25 protein-coding genes are annotated in these 22,013 nt (G+C 61.6%); 9 read left to right on the top strand and 16 right to left on the bottom strand.

The features are described from left to right. The first annotated feature begins 59 nt into the window (after nt 1–59). The 4 genes from Q7T10_RS08915 to panC are packed head-to-tail and all read left to right on the top strand — an operon-like array spanning nt 60 to nt 4,315. The gene (locus Q7T10_RS08915) at nt 60–917 is read left to right on the top strand and encodes a ScpA family protein (protein WP_304747542.1); all 858 of its coding nucleotides are present in this window, start codon (nt 60–62) and stop codon (nt 915–917) included. A gap of 30 nt (nt 918–947) precedes the next feature. Continuing rightward, nucleotides 948–2,537: an L-aspartate oxidase gene (gene nadB / locus Q7T10_RS08910; RefSeq protein WP_304747556.1), complete on the top strand. Its 1,590-nt coding sequence runs from the start codon at nt 948–950 to the stop codon at nt 2,535–2,537. 58 nt (nt 2,538–2,595) lie between these two features. Next, on the top strand, nt 2,596–3,480 hold the full coding sequence (gene panB, locus Q7T10_RS08905; RefSeq protein ID WP_304747541.1) for a 3-methyl-2-oxobutanoate hydroxymethyltransferase: 885 nt from the start codon (nt 2,596–2,598) through the stop codon (nt 3,478–3,480). A 10-nt stretch (nt 3,481–3,490) separates the two neighbouring features. Next, nucleotides 3,491–4,315 carry a pantoate--beta-alanine ligase gene (gene panC, locus Q7T10_RS08900; RefSeq protein WP_304747540.1) on the top strand — a complete coding sequence of 275 codons (825 nt, stop codon included), beginning with the start codon at nt 3,491–3,493 and terminating at the stop codon, nt 4,313–4,315. Nucleotides 4,316–4,471: 156 nt separating this feature from the next. Here the strand turns inward: panC and nadA are convergent, their stop codons facing one another. From nadA to Q7T10_RS08870, 6 genes are all read right to left on the bottom strand, one after another. Beyond that, the gene (gene nadA, locus Q7T10_RS08895) at nt 4,472–5,608 is read right to left on the bottom strand and encodes a quinolinate synthase NadA (RefSeq protein ID WP_304747539.1); all 1,137 of its coding nucleotides are present in this window, start codon (nt 5,606–5,608) and stop codon (nt 4,472–4,474) included. Further along, on the bottom strand, nt 5,608–6,498 hold the full coding sequence (nadC, locus tag Q7T10_RS08890; RefSeq protein WP_304747538.1) for a carboxylating nicotinate-nucleotide diphosphorylase: 891 nt from the start codon (nt 6,496–6,498) through the stop codon (nt 5,608–5,610). Before nadC ends, nadA begins: the two co-directional genes overlap by 1 nt. 34 nt (nt 6,499–6,532) lie before the next feature. Continuing rightward, nucleotides 6,533–7,552 (bottom strand): NAD(P)H-dependent glycerol-3-phosphate dehydrogenase, encoded by a 1,020-nt coding sequence (locus Q7T10_RS08885; RefSeq protein ID WP_304747537.1) that lies wholly within the window; start codon nt 7,550–7,552, stop codon nt 6,533–6,535. A 52-nt stretch (nt 7,553–7,604) separates the two neighbouring features. Further along, nucleotides 7,605–8,078 carry a protein-export chaperone SecB gene (gene secB, locus Q7T10_RS08880; protein WP_304747536.1) on the bottom strand — a complete coding sequence of 158 codons (474 nt, stop codon included), beginning with the start codon at nt 8,076–8,078 and terminating at the stop codon, nt 7,605–7,607. 131 nt (nt 8,079–8,209) lie between these two features. Beyond that, on the bottom strand, nt 8,210–8,470 hold the full coding sequence (gene grxC / locus Q7T10_RS08875; protein ID WP_304747535.1) for a glutaredoxin 3: 261 nt from the start codon (nt 8,468–8,470) through the stop codon (nt 8,210–8,212). A gap of 19 nt (nt 8,471–8,489) precedes the next feature. Beyond that, nucleotides 8,490–8,897, bottom strand: coding sequence for a rhodanese-like domain-containing protein (locus Q7T10_RS08870; RefSeq protein WP_304747534.1), 408 nt, complete (start codon nt 8,895–8,897; stop codon nt 8,490–8,492). Nucleotides 8,898–9,034: 137 nt separating this feature from the next. Here Q7T10_RS08870 and gpmA point away from each other — a divergent pair, with 137 nt between their 5' ends. From gpmA to Q7T10_RS08855, 3 genes are all read left to right on the top strand, one after another. Beyond that, the gene (gene gpmA, locus Q7T10_RS08865; protein WP_304747533.1) at nt 9,035–9,778 is read left to right on the top strand and encodes a 2,3-diphosphoglycerate-dependent phosphoglycerate mutase; all 744 of its coding nucleotides are present in this window, start codon (nt 9,035–9,037) and stop codon (nt 9,776–9,778) included. A gap of 67 nt (nt 9,779–9,845) precedes the next feature. Next, on the top strand, nt 9,846–11,318 hold the full coding sequence (locus tag Q7T10_RS08860) for a S41 family peptidase (RefSeq protein WP_304747532.1): 1,473 nt from the start codon (nt 9,846–9,848) through the stop codon (nt 11,316–11,318). Between the two features lie 8 nt (nt 11,319–11,326). Continuing rightward, nucleotides 11,327–12,079 (top strand): HesA/MoeB/ThiF family protein, encoded by a 753-nt coding sequence (locus Q7T10_RS08855; RefSeq protein ID WP_304747531.1) that lies wholly within the window; start codon nt 11,327–11,329, stop codon nt 12,077–12,079. Between the two features lie 13 nt (nt 12,080–12,092). On the opposite strand, the gene Q7T10_RS08850 is transcribed toward Q7T10_RS08855, so the two are convergent. Continuing rightward, nucleotides 12,093–12,587, bottom strand: a complete 495-nt coding sequence (locus Q7T10_RS08850) for a thermonuclease family protein (RefSeq protein WP_304747530.1) — start codon at nt 12,585–12,587, stop codon at nt 12,093–12,095. A 214-nt stretch (nt 12,588–12,801) separates the two neighbouring features. Here Q7T10_RS08850 and Q7T10_RS08845 point away from each other — a divergent pair, with 214 nt between their 5' ends. Next, complete coding sequence (locus Q7T10_RS08845) at nt 12,802–13,572, top strand: GGDEF domain-containing protein (protein WP_304747555.1); 771 nt, start codon at nt 12,802–12,804, stop codon at nt 13,570–13,572. 2 nt (nt 13,573–13,574) lie between these two features. Next, the gene (locus Q7T10_RS08840) at nt 13,575–14,411 is read left to right on the top strand and encodes a MinD/ParA family protein (protein WP_304747529.1); all 837 of its coding nucleotides are present in this window, start codon (nt 13,575–13,577) and stop codon (nt 14,409–14,411) included. Between the two features lie 11 nt (nt 14,412–14,422). Here the strand turns inward: Q7T10_RS08840 and Q7T10_RS08835 are convergent, their stop codons facing one another. The 9 genes from Q7T10_RS08835 to Q7T10_RS08795 all read right to left on the bottom strand — a co-directional run bounded on the left by Q7T10_RS08835 (nt 14,423) and on the right by Q7T10_RS08795 (nt 21,958). Continuing rightward, on the bottom strand, nt 14,423–15,325 hold the full coding sequence (locus Q7T10_RS08835; protein ID WP_304747528.1) for a DUF429 domain-containing protein: 903 nt from the start codon (nt 15,323–15,325) through the stop codon (nt 14,423–14,425). Nucleotides 15,326–15,329: 4 nt separating this feature from the next. Then, nucleotides 15,330–15,752 carry a BLUF domain-containing protein gene (locus tag Q7T10_RS08830; RefSeq protein ID WP_304747527.1) on the bottom strand — a complete coding sequence of 141 codons (423 nt, stop codon included), beginning with the start codon at nt 15,750–15,752 and terminating at the stop codon, nt 15,330–15,332. Between the two features lie 2 nt (nt 15,753–15,754). Then, a complete protein-coding gene (gene folE / locus Q7T10_RS08825; protein WP_304747526.1) occupies nt 15,755–16,456 on the bottom strand; it encodes a GTP cyclohydrolase I in 702 nt (233 codons plus the stop codon). 102 nt (nt 16,457–16,558) lie between these two features. Continuing rightward, nucleotides 16,559–17,794 carry a cardiolipin synthase ClsB gene (clsB, locus tag Q7T10_RS08820; RefSeq protein WP_304747525.1) on the bottom strand — a complete coding sequence of 412 codons (1,236 nt, stop codon included), beginning with the start codon at nt 17,792–17,794 and terminating at the stop codon, nt 16,559–16,561. A 10-nt stretch (nt 17,795–17,804) separates the two neighbouring features. After that, on the bottom strand, nt 17,805–18,539 hold the full coding sequence (locus Q7T10_RS08815) for an endonuclease/exonuclease/phosphatase family protein (protein ID WP_304747524.1): 735 nt from the start codon (nt 18,537–18,539) through the stop codon (nt 17,805–17,807). Next, nucleotides 18,536–19,015, bottom strand: coding sequence for a dihydroneopterin triphosphate diphosphatase (gene nudB, locus Q7T10_RS08810; protein WP_304747523.1), 480 nt, complete (start codon nt 19,013–19,015; stop codon nt 18,536–18,538). Before nudB ends, Q7T10_RS08815 begins: the two co-directional genes overlap by 4 nt. Nucleotides 19,016–19,074: 59 nt before the next feature. Continuing rightward, nucleotides 19,075–20,889, bottom strand: a complete 1,815-nt coding sequence (aspS, locus tag Q7T10_RS08805) for an aspartate--tRNA ligase (protein ID WP_304747522.1) — start codon at nt 20,887–20,889, stop codon at nt 19,075–19,077. A 65-nt stretch (nt 20,890–20,954) separates the two neighbouring features. Then, nucleotides 20,955–21,590, bottom strand: coding sequence for a DUF502 domain-containing protein (locus Q7T10_RS08800; RefSeq protein WP_304747554.1), 636 nt, complete (start codon nt 21,588–21,590; stop codon nt 20,955–20,957). A 35-nt stretch (nt 21,591–21,625) separates the two neighbouring features. After that, nucleotides 21,626–21,958 (bottom strand): FmdB family zinc ribbon protein, encoded by a 333-nt coding sequence (locus Q7T10_RS08795; RefSeq protein WP_304747521.1) that lies wholly within the window; start codon nt 21,956–21,958, stop codon nt 21,626–21,628. Nucleotides 21,959–22,013 lie beyond the last annotated feature (55 nt).

Raw genomic sequence — 22,013 nt, 5'->3', positions numbered from 1 at the left:
AATACGCATCCAGCCCTCGAAAACAAAGCGCTAGCAGCTATATATTTTGTAGCAGATGCATGTCTGACACCATTGCCAGCGCCGAGTTGAGCGTCCGCAGATCGTCCGATTCACCGGGCATGCCGGACGTGGTCGACCACGTCGCCGTCGCCCGCCTGTACGGCGAGCCCCTGTTTGCCATGCCGCGCGATTTGTACATTCCGCCGGATGCGCTGGAAGTCTTCCTGGAAGCCTTTGAAGGTCCGCTGGACCTGCTGCTGTACCTGATCCGCAAGCAGAATTTCAACATTCTGGACATTCCGATGGCGGGGGTGACCCGCCAGTACCTGGTGTATGTCGAGGAAATTCGCGGCCGCAATCTGGAGCTGGCCGCCGAATACCTGCTGATGGCCGCCATGCTGATTGAGATCAAGTCACGCATGTTGCTGCCACCCAAGAAAGTGGCAGAGGGGCAGGAAGCCGAAGACCCCCGCGCCGAGCTGGTGCGCCGTCTGCTGGAATACGAGCAGATGAAGCTGGCCGGTGCCAAGCTCAACGCGGTGCCCCAGTTTGGCCGCGACTTCCTCAAGGCCCAGGTCTTCATCGAGCAGTCACTGCAACCGCGTTTTCCGGATGTGAATGTCGTCGATCTGCAGGAAGCCTGGCGCGACATCCTGAAACGGGCCAAGCTGGTGCAGCACCACAGGATCACGCGGGAAGAGCTGTCTGTGCGCGAGCACATGAGCATGGTGCTGAAAAAACTGCAGGGCCGCCGCTTTGTCGAATTTGAGGAGCTGTTTGACGCGGCCAAGGGCACGCCGGTACTGGTCGTCACCTTCATCGCCCTGCTCGAGCTCGCCAAGGAAACCCTGATCGAAATTACCCAGGCTGAAGTGTTTGCCCCCATTTACGTCAGGCTGGCTTATTCGCCACTCTGAACGCCCTCTGCGAGTCTGCGCCCCGTGACCCTGTCATCCCATCATTTCGACGTCCTGATCGTCGGCAGCGGCCTCGCCGGCCTGAGCGCGGCCCTGCATCTGGCCCCGACCCACCGCGTGGCGATCCTGACCAAGCGCGACCTCAACGACGGCTCCAGCCGCTATGCCCAGGGTGGCATCGCCGCCGTCATGGGAGAGGGCGACACCCTTGAGTCCCATGTGCAGGACACGCTGGTGGCCGGCGCCGGCCTGTGCGACCTGGACGCCACCCGCTTCGTGGTGGAACATGCGCCAGAAAGTATCCGCTGGCTGCAGCAACTGGGCGTACCCTTCTCGCAGGAAGAAGGTCACCTGCACCTGACCCGCGAAGGCGGCCACAGCGAACGCCGCATCGTGCACGTGACCGATGCCACGGGCGCGGCCGTGCAGGACACGCTGATGGCCCGGGTGCGACTCTCGCCCAACATCACCCTGTTCGAGCACCACACACTGGTGGACCTGATCACCAGCGCCAAGCTGGAACGGGCCGCATCCCACCAGCCCGGCGAAACCAACCATTGCCTGGGCCTGTACGCACTGGATGAAGCGACCGACCAGGTCCTCACCTTCAGCGCGCCACGCACCATCCTGGCCACCGGCGGCGCCGGCAAGGTCTACCTCTACACCACCAACCCGGACACCGCCACCGGCGATGGCATTGCCGCCGCCTGGCGCGCCGGTTGCCGGGTGGAAAACATGGAGTTCATCCAGTTTCACCCGACCTGCCTGTACCACCCGCACGCCAAGTCGTTTCTCATCAGCGAGGCGGTGCGCGGTGAGGGCGGGCGTCTGCTGCTGCCTGACGGCACGCGCTTCATGCCGGCGCACGATGCACGCGCCGAGCTGGCACCGCGCGACGTGGTGGCGCGCGCCATTGATTTCGAGATGAAAAAACGCGGCCTGGATTGCGTCTACCTTGACATCTCGCACCAGCCGCTGGCCTTCCTGCAGGAGCACTTTCCCAACATCTATGCCCGCTGTCTGGAACTCGGCATCGACATGGCGAAACAGCCCATTCCCGTCGTGCCGGCCGCCCACTACACCTGCGGCGGCGTGCGCACCGACCTGGCCGGCCATACCGACCTGCCCGGCCTGTACGCCATTGGCGAGACCGCCTGCACCGGCCTGCATGGCGCCAACCGGCTCGCCAGCAACTCCCTGGTGGAATGCATGGTGTTTGCCCGCGCCGCGGCCCAGGCCATCGTGCAGGAAACACCGCAGCCCTGCCCACCGCTGCCCGCCTGGGACGACAGCCGCGTGACCGACCCCGACGAAGTGGTGGTGATCTCGCACAACTGGGACGAACTGCGCCGCTTCATGTGGGACTATGTCGGCATTGTGCGCACCAACAAACGGCTGGAGCGCGCGGCCCACCGCATTGCGATGCTGCAGGATGAAATCCAGGAGTTCTACGCCCGGTTTCACGTCACGCGCGACCTGCTGGAGTTGCGCAACCTGGTGCTGGTGGCTGACCTGATCGTGCGCAGCGCCCAGGCCCGGCATGAGAGCCGCGGCCTGCATTTCAGCCGCGACTATCCGCAACTTTTGCCGCAGGCGGTCAGCACGGTGCTCACGCCCTGAGCCCGGCGCGCCACCCGGCGCCGTCTTGTCCCACCCCCATTGATCCCGAGGAGGCCGTATGAGCACACCGATCAACCCCACCAGCGCGACGCCCTACGGCACCCTGCCACCCAGCGCGGCCCCCGCCCTGCGCAAACCGGTCAGCCTGCCGCGCCTGCTGGAAATGCATGCGCGCGGCGAAAAAATCACCATGCTCACCGCCTATGACGCCACCTTTGCCGCGGTGGCCGACGCCGCCGGTGTCGAGTGCATTCTGGTGGGCGACTCGCTCGGCATGGTGTGCCAGGGCTTGAGCAGCACCGTGGGCGTTTCGCTGGAGACCATGCGTTACCACGTCGAGAGTGTCGCGCGTGGCCTGCGGCGCTCGCAAGCCACCGCCTGGCTGATAGGCGACTTGCCGTTTGGCACCTACCATGAATCGAAGGAACAGGCGCTGCGCAGCGCCGCCGTGCTGATGCAGGCCGGTGCCCACATGGTCAAGCTGGAGGGTGGCGGCTGGACAGCAGATACCGTGCGGTTTCTGGTGGAGCGCGGCATCCCGGTGTGCGCGCATCTGGGCCTGACGCCGCAGACCGTACACGCCCTGGGCGGCTACCGGGTGCAAGGCAAAACCCAGGAGTCGGCCGCCACGCTGAAGCGCCAGGCGCACGCCCTGCAGGACGCCGGTGCCACGCTGCTGGTGCTGGAGATGGTGCCGGCCGCCCTGTCCGCCGAGCTCACGGCTGAACTGCTGCATTGCCCCACCATCGGCATTGGCGCCGGCACCGGCACGGCCGGCCAGGTGCTGGTGCTGCACGACATGCTGGGGCTGAACCTGGGCAAGATGCCCAGGTTCGTGCGCAACTTCATGACCGGCGCGCCCGGCGTCAAGGAGGCCATGCAGGCCTATGTCGCCGCCGTCAAGAATGGCTCATTTCCCGACAACACCCAACATGCCTGGTAGGCAAGCCCCTATGCACATCGTTCACACCATCGCCGAGTTGCGCAGTCACCTGGAACAGTTCAAGCGCGCTGCGTTCGTACCGACCATGGGCAACCTGCACGAGGGCCATCTCACGCTCATCGGCCAGGCCAGACCACTGGGCGATGTCACGGTGGCCAGCATCTTCGTCAACCGCCTGCAGTTCCTGCCGCATGAGGACTTTGACACCTATCCCCGGACCTGGGACTCGGATTGCGAGAAGCTGCAGGCGGCCGGCTGCGACCTGCTGTTTGCGCCCAACGAGAAAGAGCTGTATCCCGAGCCGCAAACCTTCAAGATGCACCCCCCCGCCGAACTGGCCGACATCCTGGAGGGCTACTTTCGCCCCGGATTTTTTGTCGGCGTCTGCACGGTCGTGATGAAGCTGTTTGCCTGCGTGCAGCCGCGCGTCGCCGTCTTCGGCAAGAAGGACTACCAGCAACTGATGGTCATCCGGCGCATGGTGCAGCAATTTGCCCTGCCGATCGAGATCGTGGGCGGAGAAACCACGCGTGCGCCAGACGGATTGGCGCTGTCGTCGCGCAATGGTTACCTCAGTGAGGGCGAACGCACCGAGGCGGTGCAGCTGTCGCTGGCACTCAAAGCCATGGCCACCGCCTTGAAAGCGGGCACCCACGACATCGGTGCGCTGGAAGACCAGGCCATGCGAACCCTCACCGCACGCGGCTGGCACCCTGACTACATGGTGGCACGCCGCCGCAGCGATTTGCAGGCCCCACAACCGGGCGACGCGCTGGTGGTACTGGGCGCGGCGAAGTTGGGTGCCACACGCCTGATCGACAACCTGGAAGTTTGAGCCAGGTCAGGCCCGCCAGGTCCCCCGCACTCTCACGCGTCGTAGAAGCCTGATCAGTCACCAAAAGCAAAATGAGACTCCCCTCTTTCGCCCGGCGGGGCGAGAGAGGGGCTGGGGGAGTGAGCGGGGAAAAGACGCTACGAATTCAGTAGCAGTCTAAGCAGCCCCAATATGGGGTACCAGGCTACCCGCATCCTGACCGCCCTTCAGCGCGGCAGTGAATGCCAGCATGCGGTCAATCGGCAGCCGGGCGCGCAAACCCAGGGCGGCGTCCACATGAATCTCGTTGGCCCCGGTTTCGAGCACCTGCGCCACGCCGGCCAGACTGTTCATGGCCATCCAGGGGCAATGGGCGCAGCTCTTGCAGGTGGCGCTGTTGCCGGCCGTTGGCGCCTCCAGGAAAACCTTGCCCGGGTTTAGGGTGCGCAGCTTGTGCATCATGCCGTTGTCGGTGGCCACAATGAACTCTTTGGCGTCCATCTCATGGGCTGCCTTGAGAATGCCCGAGGTGGAGCCCACCGCATCGGCCAGCGCGATCACATCGGCCGGTGACTCGGGATGCACCAGCACCTTGGCACCAGGATGCTCCTTCATCAAGGCCTGCAATTCAAAGGCCTTGAACTCATCGTGCACGATGCAGGAGCCGCCCCACATCACCATGTCGGCGCCGGTTTCGCGCTGGATGTAACCGCCCAGATGGCGGTCCGGCGCCCACAGGATCTTGTGCCCTTTGTCTTTAAGCGCCCGCACGATGTCCAGCGCACAGCTCGACGTCACCAGCCAGTCGGAACGCGCCTTCACCGCCGCGCTGGTGTTAGCGTAGACCACCACGGTGCGGTCCGGGTGGGCATCGCAGAAGGCACTGAATTCGTCAATGGGGCAACCCAGATCGAGCGAACAGGTGGCGTCCAGGTCCGGCATGAGGACGCGCTTTTCCGGCGACAGAATTTTGGAGGTCTCGCCCATGAAGCGCACGCCCGACACCACCAGCGTGGTGGCGGGATGGTCGCGGCCAAAGCGGGCCATTTCGAGCGAATCACTCACCAATCCGCCGGTCTCTTCGGCCAAGTCCTGCAAATCCGGATGCACATAATAGTGCGACACCATCACCGCATTGCGTTCCTTCAGCAGCCGGCGGATCTTGTCTTTCAGCGCCGCGCGCTCGGTTGGGCTGGGCTCTACCGGCACACGCGCCCAGGCATGCCGGGTCGCACAAACGCCAGCGTTGTGCATCGCATCCTGCTGCGGCTGCTCGTATTCGACATCCCTCATGGCATTGGAAATGGTGCTCATCACAGATCCTTGAAACGCATGGAAAAATCAGTGGCCTGGACGTCTTTGGTCAACGCACCGATCGAGATGCGGTCGACACCGGTGGCAGCAATGTCGCGCACGGTGGACAGGTTCACGCCGCCCGACACTTCCAGTATCGCCCGCCCGGCATTGATCTGCACGGCTTCACGCAACATCGCCAGGTCCATGTTGTCGAGCAGGACCATGCTCGCACCGGCGTTCAGGGCCTCTGCCAGCTGGGCCAGGGTTTCCACCTCGATTTCAATGAACCTGGCGGTCGGCGCCAATTGCGCCGCACGCTGCAGCACAGCCGTCACACCACCGGCTGCGGCAATGTGGTTTTCCTTGATCAGCACGGCGTCGTACAAACCGATGCGGTGATTGGTGCCGCCACCGGTGCGCACCGCATATTTCTGCGCCAGGCGCAAACCGGGCAGCGTCTTGCGCGTGTCCACGATTTGCGCACGCTTGGCCCCAATACCCGGAACAGCCGGCACACCCTGCACTGCCTGCACATAGCTGGCGGTTTTGGTGGCCACGGCACTGAGCAACTGCAGAAAGTTGAGCGCCGTGCGCTCCGCCGTCAGCAGCGCGCGGGCCGAGCCTTCCATCTCGAGCACCACCTGATCGGGCGCGCAACGCTGGCCCTCGCCCACCAACCAGTTGAGGCGCACGTCTGGATCGAGTTGCTGCAGTGCCGCCTGCGCCCACGGGGCACCGCAGATGACAGCCGCTTCACGCGCCAGCACATGCGCACGGGCCCGGCGAGTCGGGTCGATCAAACCGGCCGTGAGGTCGCCTTCGCCCACGTCTTCCTGCAGAGCCCGCGCCGCATCGGCGCGGGCCAAAGCGGCCACGGCATCAGGGGAAAAATCGAAATAGGGGGTCATCAGGGTCTCCGAGGAGTCTCACATCAGGGCTTGTTCACAGCAATTCTGCCGTCGGCTCACGTCCCATCAGCAGCGCCACTGCCTCAACCGGTTGAATCTGGCCATCCAGCAAAGCCACCACGGCCTGCGCAATCGGCATCTCGACGCCAAGACCGGCCGCGCGCTGCAGCACGGTGCGGGCGCAATAAACACCCTCCGCCACATGGCCCAGTGATTCAACCGCCTGTTGCAGGGTCTGGCCCCGGGCCAGCGCCAGTCCGACCTGCCGATTGCGCGACAGGTCGCCCGTGGCGGTGAGCACCAGGTCGCCCAGGCCACTCAAGCCCATGAACGTTTCAGCCCGTGCGCCCAGGCTCACGCCCAGACGCATCATCTCGGACAGTCCCCGGGTAATCAGCGCCGCCCGGGCATTCAGGCCCAGATTCAGGCCGTCGCACAGGCCAGTGGCAATGGCCAGCACATTCTTCACCGCACCGCCGACTTCCACGCCCACGATATCGTCATTGGCATAGACCCGCAGGGTGGGACTGTGAAACGCATCCACCAGCGCCTGGCGCACCGACGCATGAACGCTGGCTGCCACCAGGGCCGTCGGCTGGCCGCGCGCAACCTCCTGCGCGAAGCTGGGGCCACTGAGCACACCCGCTATCAAATCAGGAGCAATCTGCGCTTGTACCTCGTGGGCTAGCAGCCCAAAAGACTCTGAAGACTGGGCCGCTTCGAAGCCCTTGCACAACCAGGCCACCGGCACGCGGCAGGCCTGCAGATGGAACAGCATGGCGCGCAGGCCGGCCATCGGCGTGGCGACAATGACCAGGTCGGCGTCGGACACGAGGCTGCCGAACTGATCCGGACTGACTGAACTGACACTCAGCGTCGGCGGGAGCGCGACGCCACCCAGGTAGCGGGCATTCTCGCGCTGCGCCTGCATGGCTGAGGCCTGCCCGACATCGCGCGCCCACAGCGTCACCGCGTGTTGGGCCAGCGGGTTGCTGCCGGCGCTGACCGCCAGCGCGGTACCCCAGGCACCGGCCCCGAGAACTACTATTTTCATAGCACGTCAAGCCCTGGATTCGGGGGCTAGAGGGTCAAAACCTTCCAAACCCTTACTGAGTGACGATACGGGGAGCGTCCTCACCGGCGGCCTGCTGTTGCACTTGCAGCTGCTGCTGCTCGAACATGGCCTGGAAGTTGATTTCCGACAAATGCACGGGTGGAAAGCCACCACGCTGGATCAGGTCTGCCACGTTGCCGCGCAGATAGGGGTACACGATTTGCGGGCAGGCAATGCCCATGATCTGATTCATCTGCTCTTGCGGCAAATGACGGATTTCAAAGATGCCGGCTTGCGTGGCTTCCACCAGAAACACGGTTTTGTCCTTGATTTTGGTCTGGACGGTCGCGGTGACACTCACCTCAAAAATGCCGTCTGCCACCGGCGAGGCATTCACGCCCAGCTGGATATCCACCGTGGGAGATTCCTGCTCCAGCAGGATCGCGGGTGAATTGGGCTGCTCCAGCGACGCCTCCTTGAGGTAGACGCGCTGAATCTGGAAAACGGGGGCTTGTTGGTCGGACATGGCTTTTCTTTCTAGTCAAAACAAAGCCCGCTCTGGTCTGGAATAGATTGAGCGGGCACACGATCAGGATCGAGCGAGATTATCTCAGGTGAAAATCAGTGGACCGCCGTCAGGGCCTCTTTCAAGACCCATCAGGCGGCATTCAGCAGAGGCGTCAACCCCCCCTGCCCGTCCAGCGCCACCAGATCATCGCAGCCACCGACATGCGTCTGGCCAATGAAAATCTGCGGCACGGTGCGCCGACCCGTGATCTCGATCATTTTGTGGCGCAGGTCCGGATCGGTGTCGATGCGGATTTCTTCAATTTGCTCAACGCCCCTGGCCTTGAGAATCTGCTTGGCGCGAACGCAGTAAGGGCAGACTGCGGTGGTGTACATCTTGACGGCTTGCATGGGTGCTTTCCTTGGACAATCAGGCTTTTTCGACCGGCAGGTTGGCCGCTTTCCAGGCGCTCAGGCCACCACCCAGAGACTGGGCCTGCTCGTATCCCAGTTTTTTTGCAATCGCCACGGCGCGGTTCGAACGTGCGCCTGACTGGCAGACCAGAATGAGCGGCAGCGCCTTGTTCTTCACAACGCCAGGCAGTTTCTCTTCAAGCTGATTCAAGGGAATGTGTTTGGCGCCGCCCACGTGGCCCGCCGCGAACTCGCTGGTTTCGCACACGTCAATGACCACCGCCTTTTCGTGGTTGATGAGCTGAACCGCACCGGCCGCGGTCAGCGAGCCTCCGGCGGCGCCCTTGAGCACCGGCCACAGCAGCATGGCACCAGAGGCCAGCGCGACGGACATGATCATCCAGTTGTCGAGAATAAATTTCACTTTGTTCCTTGTAAGTAACCGACGGTAAACCGCTCATTTTAGAATGCGGGGGTTCTCCGCGCATTCGATTGGCGGTTTTACCCCGACCCCGACCTCTGTTATTGCCATCGCGATGGCTTTTGACCCTGAAAAACACAATGCACAAACTAGTTCTCATCCGCCACGGCGAATCCACTTGGAACCTTGACAACCGTTTTACCGGCTGGACCGACGTCGACCTGACGCCCACCGGCATTGAGCAGGCCAAAAACGCCGGGCGCCTGCTCAAGGCGGAAAACTACGAATTTGATGTGGCTTACACCAGCGTTCTCAAACGCGCCACCCGCACCCTGTGGCACGTGCTGGACGAGATGGACCGCACCTGGCTGCCGGTGGTCAACAGCTGGCGGCTAAACGAGCGCCACTATGGCGCCTTGCAGGGCCTCAACAAAGCGGAGACGGCCAAGAAATATGGCGACGCGCAGGTGCTGGCATGGCGACGCAGCTATGACATCCCGCCGCCCGCACTGGAGCCGACCGACCCGCGCTGCGAACGTGGCGATTTGCGTTATGCCAGGCTGCAGCCGGAACAGGTCCCGCTGACCGAATGCCTGAAAGACACGGTGGCGCGGGTCATGCCGTTCTGGAACGAGGCCCTGGCGCCGGCGCTCAAGGCCGGCAAACGGGTGGTGGTGGCGGCGCACGGCAACTCCATCCGGGCGCTGGTGAAATACCTGGACAACATTTCGGACGACGACATCGTGGGCTTGAACATCCCCAACGGCATTCCGCTGGTGTACGAGCTGGACGACGAGCTCAAACCAATCCGCCATTACTACCTGGGCGACGCCGAGGCAGCTGCCAAAGCGGCGGCTGCGGTGGCATCTCAGGGTAAAGCTTGAGTAAATGGGGAACCACCCCATCTGATCAGCCTCCAACCGTGTATATTGAGTTGGAACAGGAATATTTATGGGTCAAAAACTGAAAATTACAGGCTGGATTTCGTTAGGCATCGTCGCTGGCGCGTTGACCACTGTTTCACTGCAGACGGTGGCGCGTGGCACGCTGGCGCCGTTGCCGCTGGAGGAGCTGCAGCAGTTGGCTGCGGTGTTTGGCATGGTCAAGAGCAACTATGTCGAGCCGGTCGACGACAAGAAACTCATTACCGACGCCATCGTCGGCATGGTGTCCAGTCTTGACCCGCATTCGCAGTACCTCGATAAAAAAGCACTGAAGGAATTCAACGAAGGCACGACCGGCAAATTTGTCGGCGTCGGCATCGAAATTTCCCAGGAAGAGGGTCTGATCAAGGTCGTATCGCCAATCGAGGGCTCGCCCGCTTTTCGGGCCGGCATCAAGCCCAACGACTTGATCATCAAGATCGGCGACACCCCAGTGAAGGGCTTGGCACTCAGTGAAGGCGTCAAGCGCATGCGTGGCGAACCCAATACGAAGGTGATTCTCACCATCTTGCGCAAGTCCGAGAACCGAACCTTCCCGGTCACAATCACACGCGAAGAGATCCGCACCCAGTCTGTGCGGAGCAAGGTGATTGAGCCGGGCTACGCCTGGATTCGCCTGAGTCAGTTCCAGGAACGCACGGTGGAAGACTTCGCGCGCAAAGTCGAAGACATCTACAAGCAGGAACCCCAAGTCAAGGGGCTGGTGCTGGACCTGCGCAACGATCCCGGTGGCTACCTGGACGCCGCCGTGGCGGTATCGGCGGCATTTTTGCCGGAGAACGTCACCGTGGTGTCGGCCAACGGCCAGTTGCCCGAAAGCAAGTTCACCTACAAGGCGGCCCCCGAGTTCTACCAGCGCCGCGGTGGTGCCGATCCCCTGAAGCGGCTACACGAAGTGACCAAAGGCGCGCTGAAGACCGTGCCCCTGGTGGTACTGGTCAACGAAGGTTCTGCCTCAGCCAGCGAAATCGTGGCGGGCGCGCTGCAAGACCACAAGCGCGCCACGGTTCTGGGCAATCAGACTTTTGGCAAGGGCTCGGTGCAGACCGCGGTTTGCCTGGATCCTTCATTCCGCATGGACAATTGCCCAACCGCGGCCCTGAAGCTCACCACCAGTCGTTACTACACGCCAAGCGGCAAGTCCATCCAGGCCAAGGGGATCGTGCCCGATGTGATGGTGGATGAGAGTGAGGAAGGCAATTTGTTTGCCGCACTGCGCACCCGCGAGGCCGATCTGGAAAAGCACCTGAGCAATGGCCAGGGCGCTGAAAAGAAAGATCCTGTTGCTGAAAAGGCTCGGGAAGAGGCCCTCAAGAAGCTGGAGGAAGAGCTCAAGAAGCCACAGGCAGAGCGCAAGATCCCGGAGTATGGGTCCGAGAAGGACTTCCAGTTGAATCAGGCCCTCAACCAGCTCAAAGGCCGTACCGTCATCGCCAGCAAGACCACGGTTGAACGCAAGGAAGAGAAGAAAGAAGACTAGAAGCCGACATGACGGACGACCAGCTTCTGCGCTATTCGCGCCATATCCTGCTCAATGAAATCGGGATTGAAGGCCAAGAGCGCATCTTGGGCAGCCATGCCCTGATTGTGGGCGCTGGTGGTCTAGGGTCGCCCGTCGCGCTGTACTTGGGGTCTTCGGGCGTCGGCCACATCACCGTCATCGACCACGACACCGTGGACATGACCAATTTGCAGAGGCAAATTGCCCACACCATGGGCCGTGTCGGTCGACCCAAGGTTGAGTCAGCACAAACGGCCATTGGTGCCATCAATCCGGAAGTGCAGGTCACGCCCATCGTGGCACGTGCCGACGCTGCGCTGCTCGACACGCTGGTGGCGCAGGCGGATGTGGTACTGGACTGTTGCGACAACTTCGCCACGCGCCATGCGATCAACGCAGCCTGCGTGAAACACCGCAAACCGCTGGTCTCTGGCGCCGCCATTCGCTTTGATGCCCAGGTCTGTGTTTTTGACCCACGCGATGCGCTTTCCCCTTGTTACGCCTGCGTGTTTCCGGCCGACACCACCTTCGAAGAAACCCGCTGCGCCACGATGGGCGTCTTCGCGCCACTGGTCGGCATCATCGGCTCCATGCAGGCAGCTGAGGCGCTCAAGCTGCTCAGTGGTGCCGGTCGCCCACTGACGGGCCGGCTGCTGATGCTCGATGGCCGCGCCATGGAATTCACCGAGATGCGTATCGGGCGCCAGGCCGGGTGTACCGTCTGCGGCGTGTCGCACTGACGCGTCGCCATCATCACCTCACCGCATGGCACGGGCCGTGACGTTGGCGAAAACTGCGCGGCAACTCAGGCGGGTCGTTGGTCGCGAACAACCCGCGCCGGCTTTGGCGCGCAACGGCCTCTTCTGCAGCGTAGGGGCCGGGATTGCGGCGCCAGCGATACGACCAAGCCTGCCCTGCCCGTACCATCCGCGCGCCCAGATCGTCATCCTCGAGCTGGATGCGCGCCAGTCCCCGGCCATAGCTGTCGTAGCGCCGCACGGACACCGATACACGCTTGTGCAACGCATGCTGCGCCAGCACCTCGCGCGACGCTACGCCACCGGTCTGGCAGATCTCGGGGGCGTCAATACCATCAATGCGCAGCTTGCGCGGCGGTCCACCAGCCTCCGGCTGCACCCAGAGTGTGTCGCCATCCGAAACAAAGGAGACTTCTCCGGCAAACGGCCCTTTCGCGTGGCCATTGCCTGCGACCAGAAATCCAGCAAGCAAAAAGAATCTGAGAATCATGGGGGTCGTGCTCCGAAAATCGTTGGAGGAAGCATATCGCTGCCAGCGCACAACCGGCCGCACCGATGCACAAGCCGTTTGTGCCGTAGAAGCTTATGTGACGCTGATGAGTACGGGGAAAACCATGGATTTCCCATCGCAGACCAAAAACGTTCCTGTTAGACTCAAATTGTCCAATATTCCATATTCTGTGACTTCCGAGACTGTCTCCTCCATGATCAATCTGAGTGATTTGCGCTTGGACGATGCACGTGCGCTGCTGGAGCATGACCCCGCAAGCAGCCTCCCGGATCCAGAAGAATCTCCCGTCGCCTACCTGCAAAGCGTCATTGACAACCTGTGCGAACTGTCCCTGAAAGACCCGCTGACAGGCCTGGCCAATCGGCGCCATTTTCGCAACGTGTTGAGCCGCGAAATTGACGTGGTGGCCCGTTCGGGTGAGTCCGCGTTGCTGCTGATGCTGGACATCGATCATTTCAAGAAGGTCAATGACACTTACGGCCACTTGGCCGGAGATCATGTGCTTCAGGCTGTTGCCAGGTGCCTGGCGAGCTGTGTGCGCCCGATGGATACCGTGGCACGCTACGGTGGCGAGGAATTCGCCGCGATACTGCCAAACTGCCCGGCTTCATACGGGAAGATCGTGGCAGAACGAATCCGCGAAGCGGTGGGCAATCTCTCCATTTCCGTCGCACCGCTGGTCAGCATCCAGGTGACCGTCAGTATTGGCGGCGCCTATGCCCCCGAATGGATCCGTTCTACGACCGCGTTGTGGACTGATCGGGCTGATATCGAACTCTATCGGGCCAAGGCCGAGGGACGCAACCGGGTATGCATCGACCGGCCGCCGGTGCTGTCCGTGAGTGCAGAAGAAAAAAGTCTGTTGTTCGGCCATCTCTCAATGGGTGATCCAGCGTGGATCACAAGTGTTCCCAATGACGCATCGGGTGTTACAGCAGGCGGCGCAATGAATAGGGTGAACTGAGAATGAGCGATGTCCTGAATCCGCCACAAGACAATGTGGCCACCACCGCGGTGCCCCTCAAACCGCTTGGCAAAGTGCTCGCGGTCACCAGTGGCAAAGGTGGTGTCGGCAAGACCTTCGTCTCGGCCAATCTGGCAGCAGCTCTGGCCAAACGCGGGCATCGTGTTCTGGTGCTGGACGCCGACCTGGGACTGGCCAACCTGGATGTGGTGCTCAACCTGTACCCCAAGATCACCCTGCATGATGTGTTCACCGGGAAAGCCAAACTCGAAGAAGCCATCGTTCGGGCTCCGGGCGGTTTTTCGGTCTTGCTGGCAGGCTCCGGCATGGTGGAGTATTCACGCCTGACGCCCGAAGTTCGCGATGACTTCCTTCGCATCATCAGTGGACTGATGCCGCATTACGACATCGTTTTGCTGGACACAGGCGCCGGCATTTCTGACGTCGTCCTCTTTGCGGTCTCCCTTGCCTCTGAGGTCTTGGTGGTTGCCACCCCCGAACCCACTTCGCTGACCGATGCCTACGCCACCATCAAGGTGCTGGTGGGCCAGCAAAAGCGGCAAAATATTCGCATGGTGATCAACCAGACGGCCCGATTGGGCGATGGTCGGGCCATTACGACGCAATTGCAGCAGGTGCTGGACCGCTTTGTGACCACTGAACCGGGACGGCCAATTCGCCTGATCCATATGGGCGACATTCCGTCCGACCCCTCGGTACGTCAGGCGATCATGCGGCGCCAGTTATTGATTCAATCGACCCCCGGTTGTCCGGCCGCCCTGGCAATCTCCCAGTTGGCCGTCAAACTGGAAGACACGGTCATCAAACAGACGGCATAAGGCCGATCCGATCACGCGGTGATGATCCAGCCTTCCAGCGGGTCCATGTCTGCGGGTAACCCATAGCGGACAGCGCCTTGCGCCTGCCGGGCTTGGGCCCAGGCCGCCTGGACCAGACACAGCACCGCGTCCAGTGAATCACCGCTGGCATCGTCCGCCAATACGTCCCGCTGCGCATGCGTCAGCTTGAGCCGCAGACCCAGACGGGTCTGCCCGTGCTCCAGCGCCGTGATCAGGTCTTTGCGGGCAATCAGGCGCTCCGGCGTCTGCCGGGCCGAGTCATCGCTCTTGTAGCTGCGTTTGCCCAGCAGTTCCCGCGCCAGTAAACCCGGATAGGCTTCCAAGGCAACCCGGCGCGCGTGACCTGTCGTTCCATCCACATCGTGCGGATCGCCTGCATGCAGGCCAGGCAGTTGCACCCCCGCCGCCAGCAACCGTGGCACGCCGGCATGCAGCATGTACGCCACGGGTGGGTTGACCCATTTCATCGAGGGGCTGGACCCGGCGGGAAGGTCGGTCGCCCGGTGGGCAAATTTGCCGCCCACCGGTCGGGCATCGCAGAACGCGGCAAACGTAGCGCGGATCTGTTCGCGGCTCAGCGTCGCGTAATGACGGATACAGGCTTCCCATTGCCCCGGCCAGCCCAGTGTCTCGACCAGTTCACGGGGCAGGCCGAACGGGAGGTCAAAACCGCCCACCCAGTGCAGTGGTTGCTGCAACCACTGGGAGAATGCGTCCAGCGATTCGAGTCGCTCCAGCTTCGACAGCTGCACACGCCCGCCTTGGGAGAAGCCCAGCGCCAGAACAATCGGTTTTTTGCGCGAGGGACTGCTTGAGAAGTCACAACCTACCAGTGCCGGGGCAACCGCAGGGTCGCCACGCCACGGATCGCGCTGGATCGGGGAAGCCGTCAAGCGCTCAGGCGCGGCCGATGATGCACGCCGTTGCCATCAGCTCTTCCAGCAACGCCAGGGACACGCTGCCCGACACCGAGTAGGGGTCGAGCTCCGGCTTTTCGGCGTACTTGAGCAAGATGGAGGTATTGATCTTGGACATGTTGACCTGCCCCATGGTCCAGCCACCAAATCGGCGCTCGGGTACTTCTTCGTAGTGCAGCAGCACCACATCCTTGTGGCGGGGATCCCGCTGGATATGGCCATACAGTTCGCTCACCGGCATGCGTCCGCCTTCAATGGCCTGCAGGAAAATCCCGCCGCCATAACAGAGAATGCCGGTGATGCCGCACTCCGGGTTGTGCTCGCGGGACTGGGCCAGGATCGCCTCGATGGCCTCGGGACTGGTGTCGATTGCACGGCTGGCATAAAGCAAACGTACCAACATGATCAGCCTTTCTTCGGAATAAGCGACAGGAATTCACGGCGCAGATTGGGATCCTTGAGGAAGCTGCCGCGCATGACCGAATTGATCATCTTGCTGTCCATGTCCTTGACGCCGCGCCAGCCCATGCAGAAATGAGTCGCCTCCATCACGATGGCCAGGCCGTCCGGCTGGGTTTTTTGCTGAATCAGGTCGGCCAGCTGGACCACCGCTTCCTCCTGGATCTGCGGTCGGCCCATGACCCACTCTGCCAGGCGTGCGTATTTGGACAAACCAATCACGTTCGTATGCTCATTGGGCAGCACACCGATCCAGATCTGGCCGATGACCGGACACAGATGATGGCTGCAGGCGCTGCGAACCGTGATGGGGCCGACGATCATCAACTCATTGAGGTGTTCGGCGTTGGGGAACTCGGTGATGGTGGGCCCGCTGACGTAGCGGCCGCGGAACACCTCGTTGAGATACATCTTGGCGACCCGACGCGCCGTCTTGTCGGTGTTGTGGTCGCGCTCGGTGTCAATCACCAGACTGCTGAGCACGCCCTTCATCTTGTCTTCCACCTCATCTAGCAGCTTCTCCAACTCCCCTGGCTCAATAAAGTCAGCGATGTTGTCATTGGCGTTGAAGCGCTTGCGCGCCGCCATCAGGCGTTCCCGGATTTTCACGGATACGGGGGTGCCCTCATCGGCATCAGATGGATTCATGGTGCTCTGACTTTTCATTAACATGGAACGATGGTACCAGCGTTTCACTTTTAGGGTTTTTGGGCATTAGCCCGCGTCAATCATGCGTTTATAGCTACTAAATCAATAGCGTTTTCCATTCAGGAACACCAGGATCCGCATCACGCCAAACGCGACACGATCCAGAAAGCGCTGGCGCCACGGCCGGTTGGCATAGATGGCAGGGTCCACGCGAACACCACCGTGGGCCATGGCGTGCTCAAGCCGCGCGCGCAGATCCTGAGCAAAAGGAGAATCCTTGACGATGACGTTGGCCTCGCGCGCCAGCAGCAAGCTCAAAGGCTCAAGATTGGAGGAACCCACCGTGGCCCAATGGCCATCGATCACCGCGACCTTGGCATGGAGAAAACTGACGGCATACTCATGAATCTCCACGCCGGCCGCCAGCAGGGCGCCATACACAGGCCTGGCCGCGTGGTACTGCATGAAATACTCGTACCGGCCCTGCAGCAGCAATCGCACCCGCACGCCCCGTTGCGCCGCATGAATCAGCCCTTTGCGCAATTTTCGGCCTGGGACAAAATAAGCGTTGGCAATGATGATCTCGGTTTGTGCCTCGCCTATGGCTTTGCGGTAGCTACGCTCAATCCGGGAACGGTTGCGCACGTTGTCGCGCAGTACCAGATCGGCGTTGATGTTATGACCCGTGGCGCCGGGGACTGGAGCCCTTGCTTCCTTGTCGGTCTCCGCGTCCGAGCGGGCTTGCCGCGCCAGCGCGACGGCTTCCTGCAGGGCGCGCCAGGCGGCCTGAAAATCGCTCTGGCGCGCGGTACTGGCCGCCTGCAAGCGCCACCAGAACTGCGCTGTCGCCTCATGCACCGCCTGTACCAGCGGGCCGGTCACGCGCACGGCGAAGTCAAATCGGGGGGCATCCAGAGCGCCGTGATTGGGATCATAGAGATCATCCAGCACGTTGATGCCGCCACAGAATGCCACCGTGCCATCGACCACACACAGTTTTCGGTGCAATCGCCGCCAGCGATTGGGAATCAGAACCCCGATCCGGCCCAGCGGCAGAAAAATCCGCCACTGGACACCGGCCGCATCGAAGCGGGTCACCCACTCCGGCGGAAGACTGGGCGTGCCGACACCATCCATCACCAGATACACCGCCACCCCGCGCTGAGCGGCGCGTTCCAGCGCCACCGCCACGCTCTCACCGGAAGCCGCAACACTGAAGATATAGGTCTCCAGCCGGACTTCGTGCACGCTGCGCTCAATGGCTTGCACCAGCGCCGGGAAGAACGCCTGTCCACCCTGCAACAGCTGGACCTGATGACCGGGCCGGGGTTGCGCCATGGGTGCGCGTCTAGTCCGGGAGGCCGAACTCGGCAATCATGGGCAAATGGTCCGACATGCGCCACCAGATGCGACCACGCGGAACATGCACGCCCAGTGGCGTCAGGCCTCTGGCGTACACATAGTCCAGTTGCACCAGCGGCATGCGGGCCGGGAAAGTGGCATGGCGGCCGCCATTGAATGCGCTCAGTTTTGTGGCATCCAGCGTACGTTGCACCAGGTCACCCCAGTCATTGAAGTCTCCCGCCACGAGCAGCGGCGCCGCTGGCGGCACTTCGCGCTCGATGAAACGCTGCAGCTGCGCCACCTGGCGGGCGCGGCTGGCGCGGATCAACCCCAGGTGAACGACCACCACGTGCACGGCCTGTCCATGCACCATCACCTCGACATGCAGCAACCCCCGCTGCTCAAACCGATGGTCCGAAATGTCTTCATGCTGATGGGTCACCACTGGCCAGCGCGACAACAGGGCATTGCCATGCTCTCCATGCCGGGTGAACGCGTTGGTGCGATACACGGCCTCGTAACCTTCCGGAGCCAGGAAGTCGGCCTGAGGCAGCTCTGGCCATTGGGTGAAATACTTCTCCTCGCGCCGGTGCACCTTGCGCACCTCCTGCAGGCAAACAATGTCGGCATCGAGCTGTTCGACTGCATGACCGAGGTTGTGGATTTCCAGCCGACGCTGCGGCCCAACACCTTGCACGCCCTTGTGAATGTTGTAAGTGGCGACACGAACGATATTCATGTTTGGACTTTCGAGGTTGCCAGTCGTGGCAACATTAATATGGCCTCCGCATTGGAAGGTGAGAAACAGGTCAGTGCCGCCTGCCGGTAAGGCAGCCACTGGTAGGCGGTATGTTCGCGTGGACTCAAACACACGGGCGTCCCGGCCGGCACCATTAAACCAAACAAATGCTCGGTGTTGCGCGTCACACCCGGCGCATAGCGGTGCTGCCAGCGCGGATAAATGTCATAGACGTTTTCAAGCTGCCAGTCGAGCAGGCCTTGTTGCAGCGGTGTGCCGGTCGCGCAGTCAATCCCGGTTTCCTCGCGAACTTCGCGCACAGCCGTTTCATGGAAGGGTTCATCCAGCGCATCCTTGCTGCCGGTGACAGATTGCCAGAAGTCGGTGGCGTCGGCCCGCCTGATCAGCAGCACGTCCAGCACCGGGGTGTAAATCACCACCAGTACGGATTGGGGAATTTTGTAACGCATGGACATAAAAAAGGGCGCCGTTTGAGCGCCCTTTCATTCTGCCTGAAGCCCCGGTCAGGACTTGATCAAACCGCTTTTGTCAGCTCGGCAGGACGCAACCTGATGTGCAGTTCACGCAACTGCTTTTCGTCTACGGTGGAAGGTGCCTTCGTCAGCAGACATTGGGCGCGCTGGGTCTTGGGGAAGGCGATCACGTCACGGATCGACTCGGCACCGGTCATCAGAGTGACGATGCGGTCCAGGCCAAAGGCCAGACCACCGTGGGGCGGCGCGCCATACTGCAGGGCATCGAGCAAGAAGCCGAATTTGTCCTGCGCTTCTTCCGGTGTGATTTTCAGGGCGTCAAACACTTTTTGCTGCACATCCGCACGGTGGATACGCACCGAGCCGCCACCCATCTCCCAGCCGTTGAGCACCATGTCGTAGCCCTGGGAAATGCATTTCTCGGGCGCCGTGGCCATCCAGTCTTCGTGGCCTTCCTTGGGCGCGGTGAAGGGGTGGTGCACCGCGGTGTAACGCTGCGCTTCCTCGTCAAACTCGAACATCGGGAAGTCGACCACCCACATCGGACGCCAGGCTTTCTCGAACAGGCCGTTCTTCTTGCCAAACTCGCTGTGTCCAATTTTGATGCGCAAGGCACCGATCGCATCGTTGACCACCTTGCCCTTGTCGGCGCCAAAGAAGATCAGGTCACCATCCTGCGCGCCCGTGCGGGCCAGCACTTCGGCCAGGGCCTTGTCGTGGATGTTCTTGACGATCGGGCTTTGCAGACCGTCGCGGCCCTTGGCCAGCTCGTTGACCTTGATGTAGGCCAGGCCCTTGGCACCGTAGATCTTGACGAACTCGGTGTAGGCGTCAATCTCGCCGCGGCTCAGGCCACCGGCTTCCCGTGCCCCGCCGGGGATGCGCAGGCCAACCACACGGCCACCCTTCATGGTGGCCGCACCGGCGAACACCTTGAAGTCCACATCTGTCATGACGTCGGTTAGTTCAGCGAACTCAAGGTTGACGCGCAGGTCGGGCTTGTCGGAGCCGTAGCGGTGCATGGCTTCGCTGTAGGCCATGACCGGGAACTCGCCCAGGTCAACGTTCAAGGTGTTCTTGAATACGGTGGTGATCATGCCCTGGAACATGTCACGGATATCCTGCTCACTCAGGAACGAAGTCTCAATATCAATCTGCGTGAATTCGGGCTGGCGATCAGCGCGCAGGTCTTCGTCGCGGAAACACTTGGTGATCTGGTAGTAGCGGTCATAACCGGCCACCATCAACAGCTGCTTGAACAACTGGGGGCTTTGCGGCAGGGCAAAGAAATGACCCTCGTGGACGCGGCTGGGCACCAGATAATCGCGGGCGCCTTCTGGCGTGGACTTGCCCAGCATCGGGGTTTCGATGTCGATGAAACCGTTGGCATCCAGAAACTTGCGCACTTCCATGGACACGCGGTAGCGCAGCATCAGATTGTTCTGCATATAGGGACGGCGCAGATCCAGCACCCGGTGCGTCAGGCGCGTGGTCTCGCTCAGATTCTCGTCGTCCAACTGGAACGGTGGGGTGACCGACGGGTTGAGCACCGTCAACTCGTGGCACAGCACCTCGATCTTGCCGCTTTTGAGGCTGTCGTTGGTCGTGCCTTCCGGGCGCGCACGCACCAGGCCCTTGACCTGAATGCAGAACTCGTTGCGAATACCTTCGGCCGTCTTGAACATATCAGCTCGGTCCGGGTCGCACACCACCTGCACATAACCTTCGCGGTCACGCACATCAACAAAAATCACACCGCCGTGGTCGCGACGACGGTTCACCCAGCCACACAGGGTGACGGTTTGGCCCAGCAGGGCCTCGGTCACAAGACCGCAATAGTGGGAGCGCATGGCCATAGACAGCTTTCAAAGCCCGCCTGAGAAGGCGGCACAGGTTATCAACAGGGATTATTCGGGGAAACTTATTTGGTGGGCAAGCCAACTGCAGGTGAAGGGGCCACCGATCCCATGGATATCACATAGGTCAGCGCTTCATCCACGCTCATTTTCAATTCGATGACTTCAGCACGTGGCAGCATCAGGAAGAACCCACTGGTCGGATTGGGCGTGGTGGGCACATAGACACTCACGAAATCCGGTCCCAGATGCCCCGCCACCTCACCGCCGGGTGTGCCGGTCTGGAATGCGATGGTCCAGACGCCCGCACGTGGGTACTGGACCAGCATCGCGGTGCGAAACGCATTGCCATTGCTGGAAAAAAGCGTATCGGACACTTTCTTCACGCTGTTGTAGATGGATTTGAAAACCGGAATTCTGGTGAACAGCTTGCCCCACTGGCTGAGCCACCAGCGCCCCGCCACATTGGAGACCAGCGCACCCGTTACCAGCAGTACTGAAAAAACCAGAACCACACCCAGCCCAGGAATAAGACGCAGTTGCTCTATCTGGACGCCGGTCGAACCTGGCGTCAACGCAGAAAGGCCCGTCAGAATGCCGCCAAAAATGGCATCAAGCAGCCCTACCAGCCACAACAACACCCAGATGGTGAGGGCCAGGGGCAGCCAGGCCAGCAGGCCGGTGAGCAGGTACTTTTTAATTGGCACGAGGATTCCAGGGTTTCGTGGACGACGGGTCAGTGGCAGGCGCAAGAACCGCCGCAGCCGCCCGAGGCAGATGGAGGGGTCGAGTCCGGTTTTGCAGCCGAGCTCTCACTCGGCTTGGCGTCACTGGCATTTGTCGACGCGGTGTCCGAACTGGGGGCTGTAGCGGAGGTCGACGTCGCACCGCCCTTGAAATCGGTCGCGTACCAGCCGGAGCCTTTGAGCTGAAAGCCCGCGGCTGTGAGCTGTTTCTTGAAGGCGGCCGCGCCACAGGCGGGACAGTCGGTCAGCGGTGAATCCGACATTTTCTGCAACACGTCCTTGGCAAACCCGCAGGACTCGCATTTGTAGGCGTAAATTGGCATGGCAATAAGGCTCGGATTTCAAGTAGCAAAGCTTTTCATTATAAAGCGTTGGCCA

This window comes from Rhodoferax sp. (assembly GCF_030646845.1).
Taxonomy (GTDB): Bacteria; Pseudomonadota; Gammaproteobacteria; order Burkholderiales; family Burkholderiaceae_C; genus Rhodoferax.
Note: the sequence above shows the minus strand (reverse complement) of the source record. Positions and strands in the feature narration are given on the sequence as shown.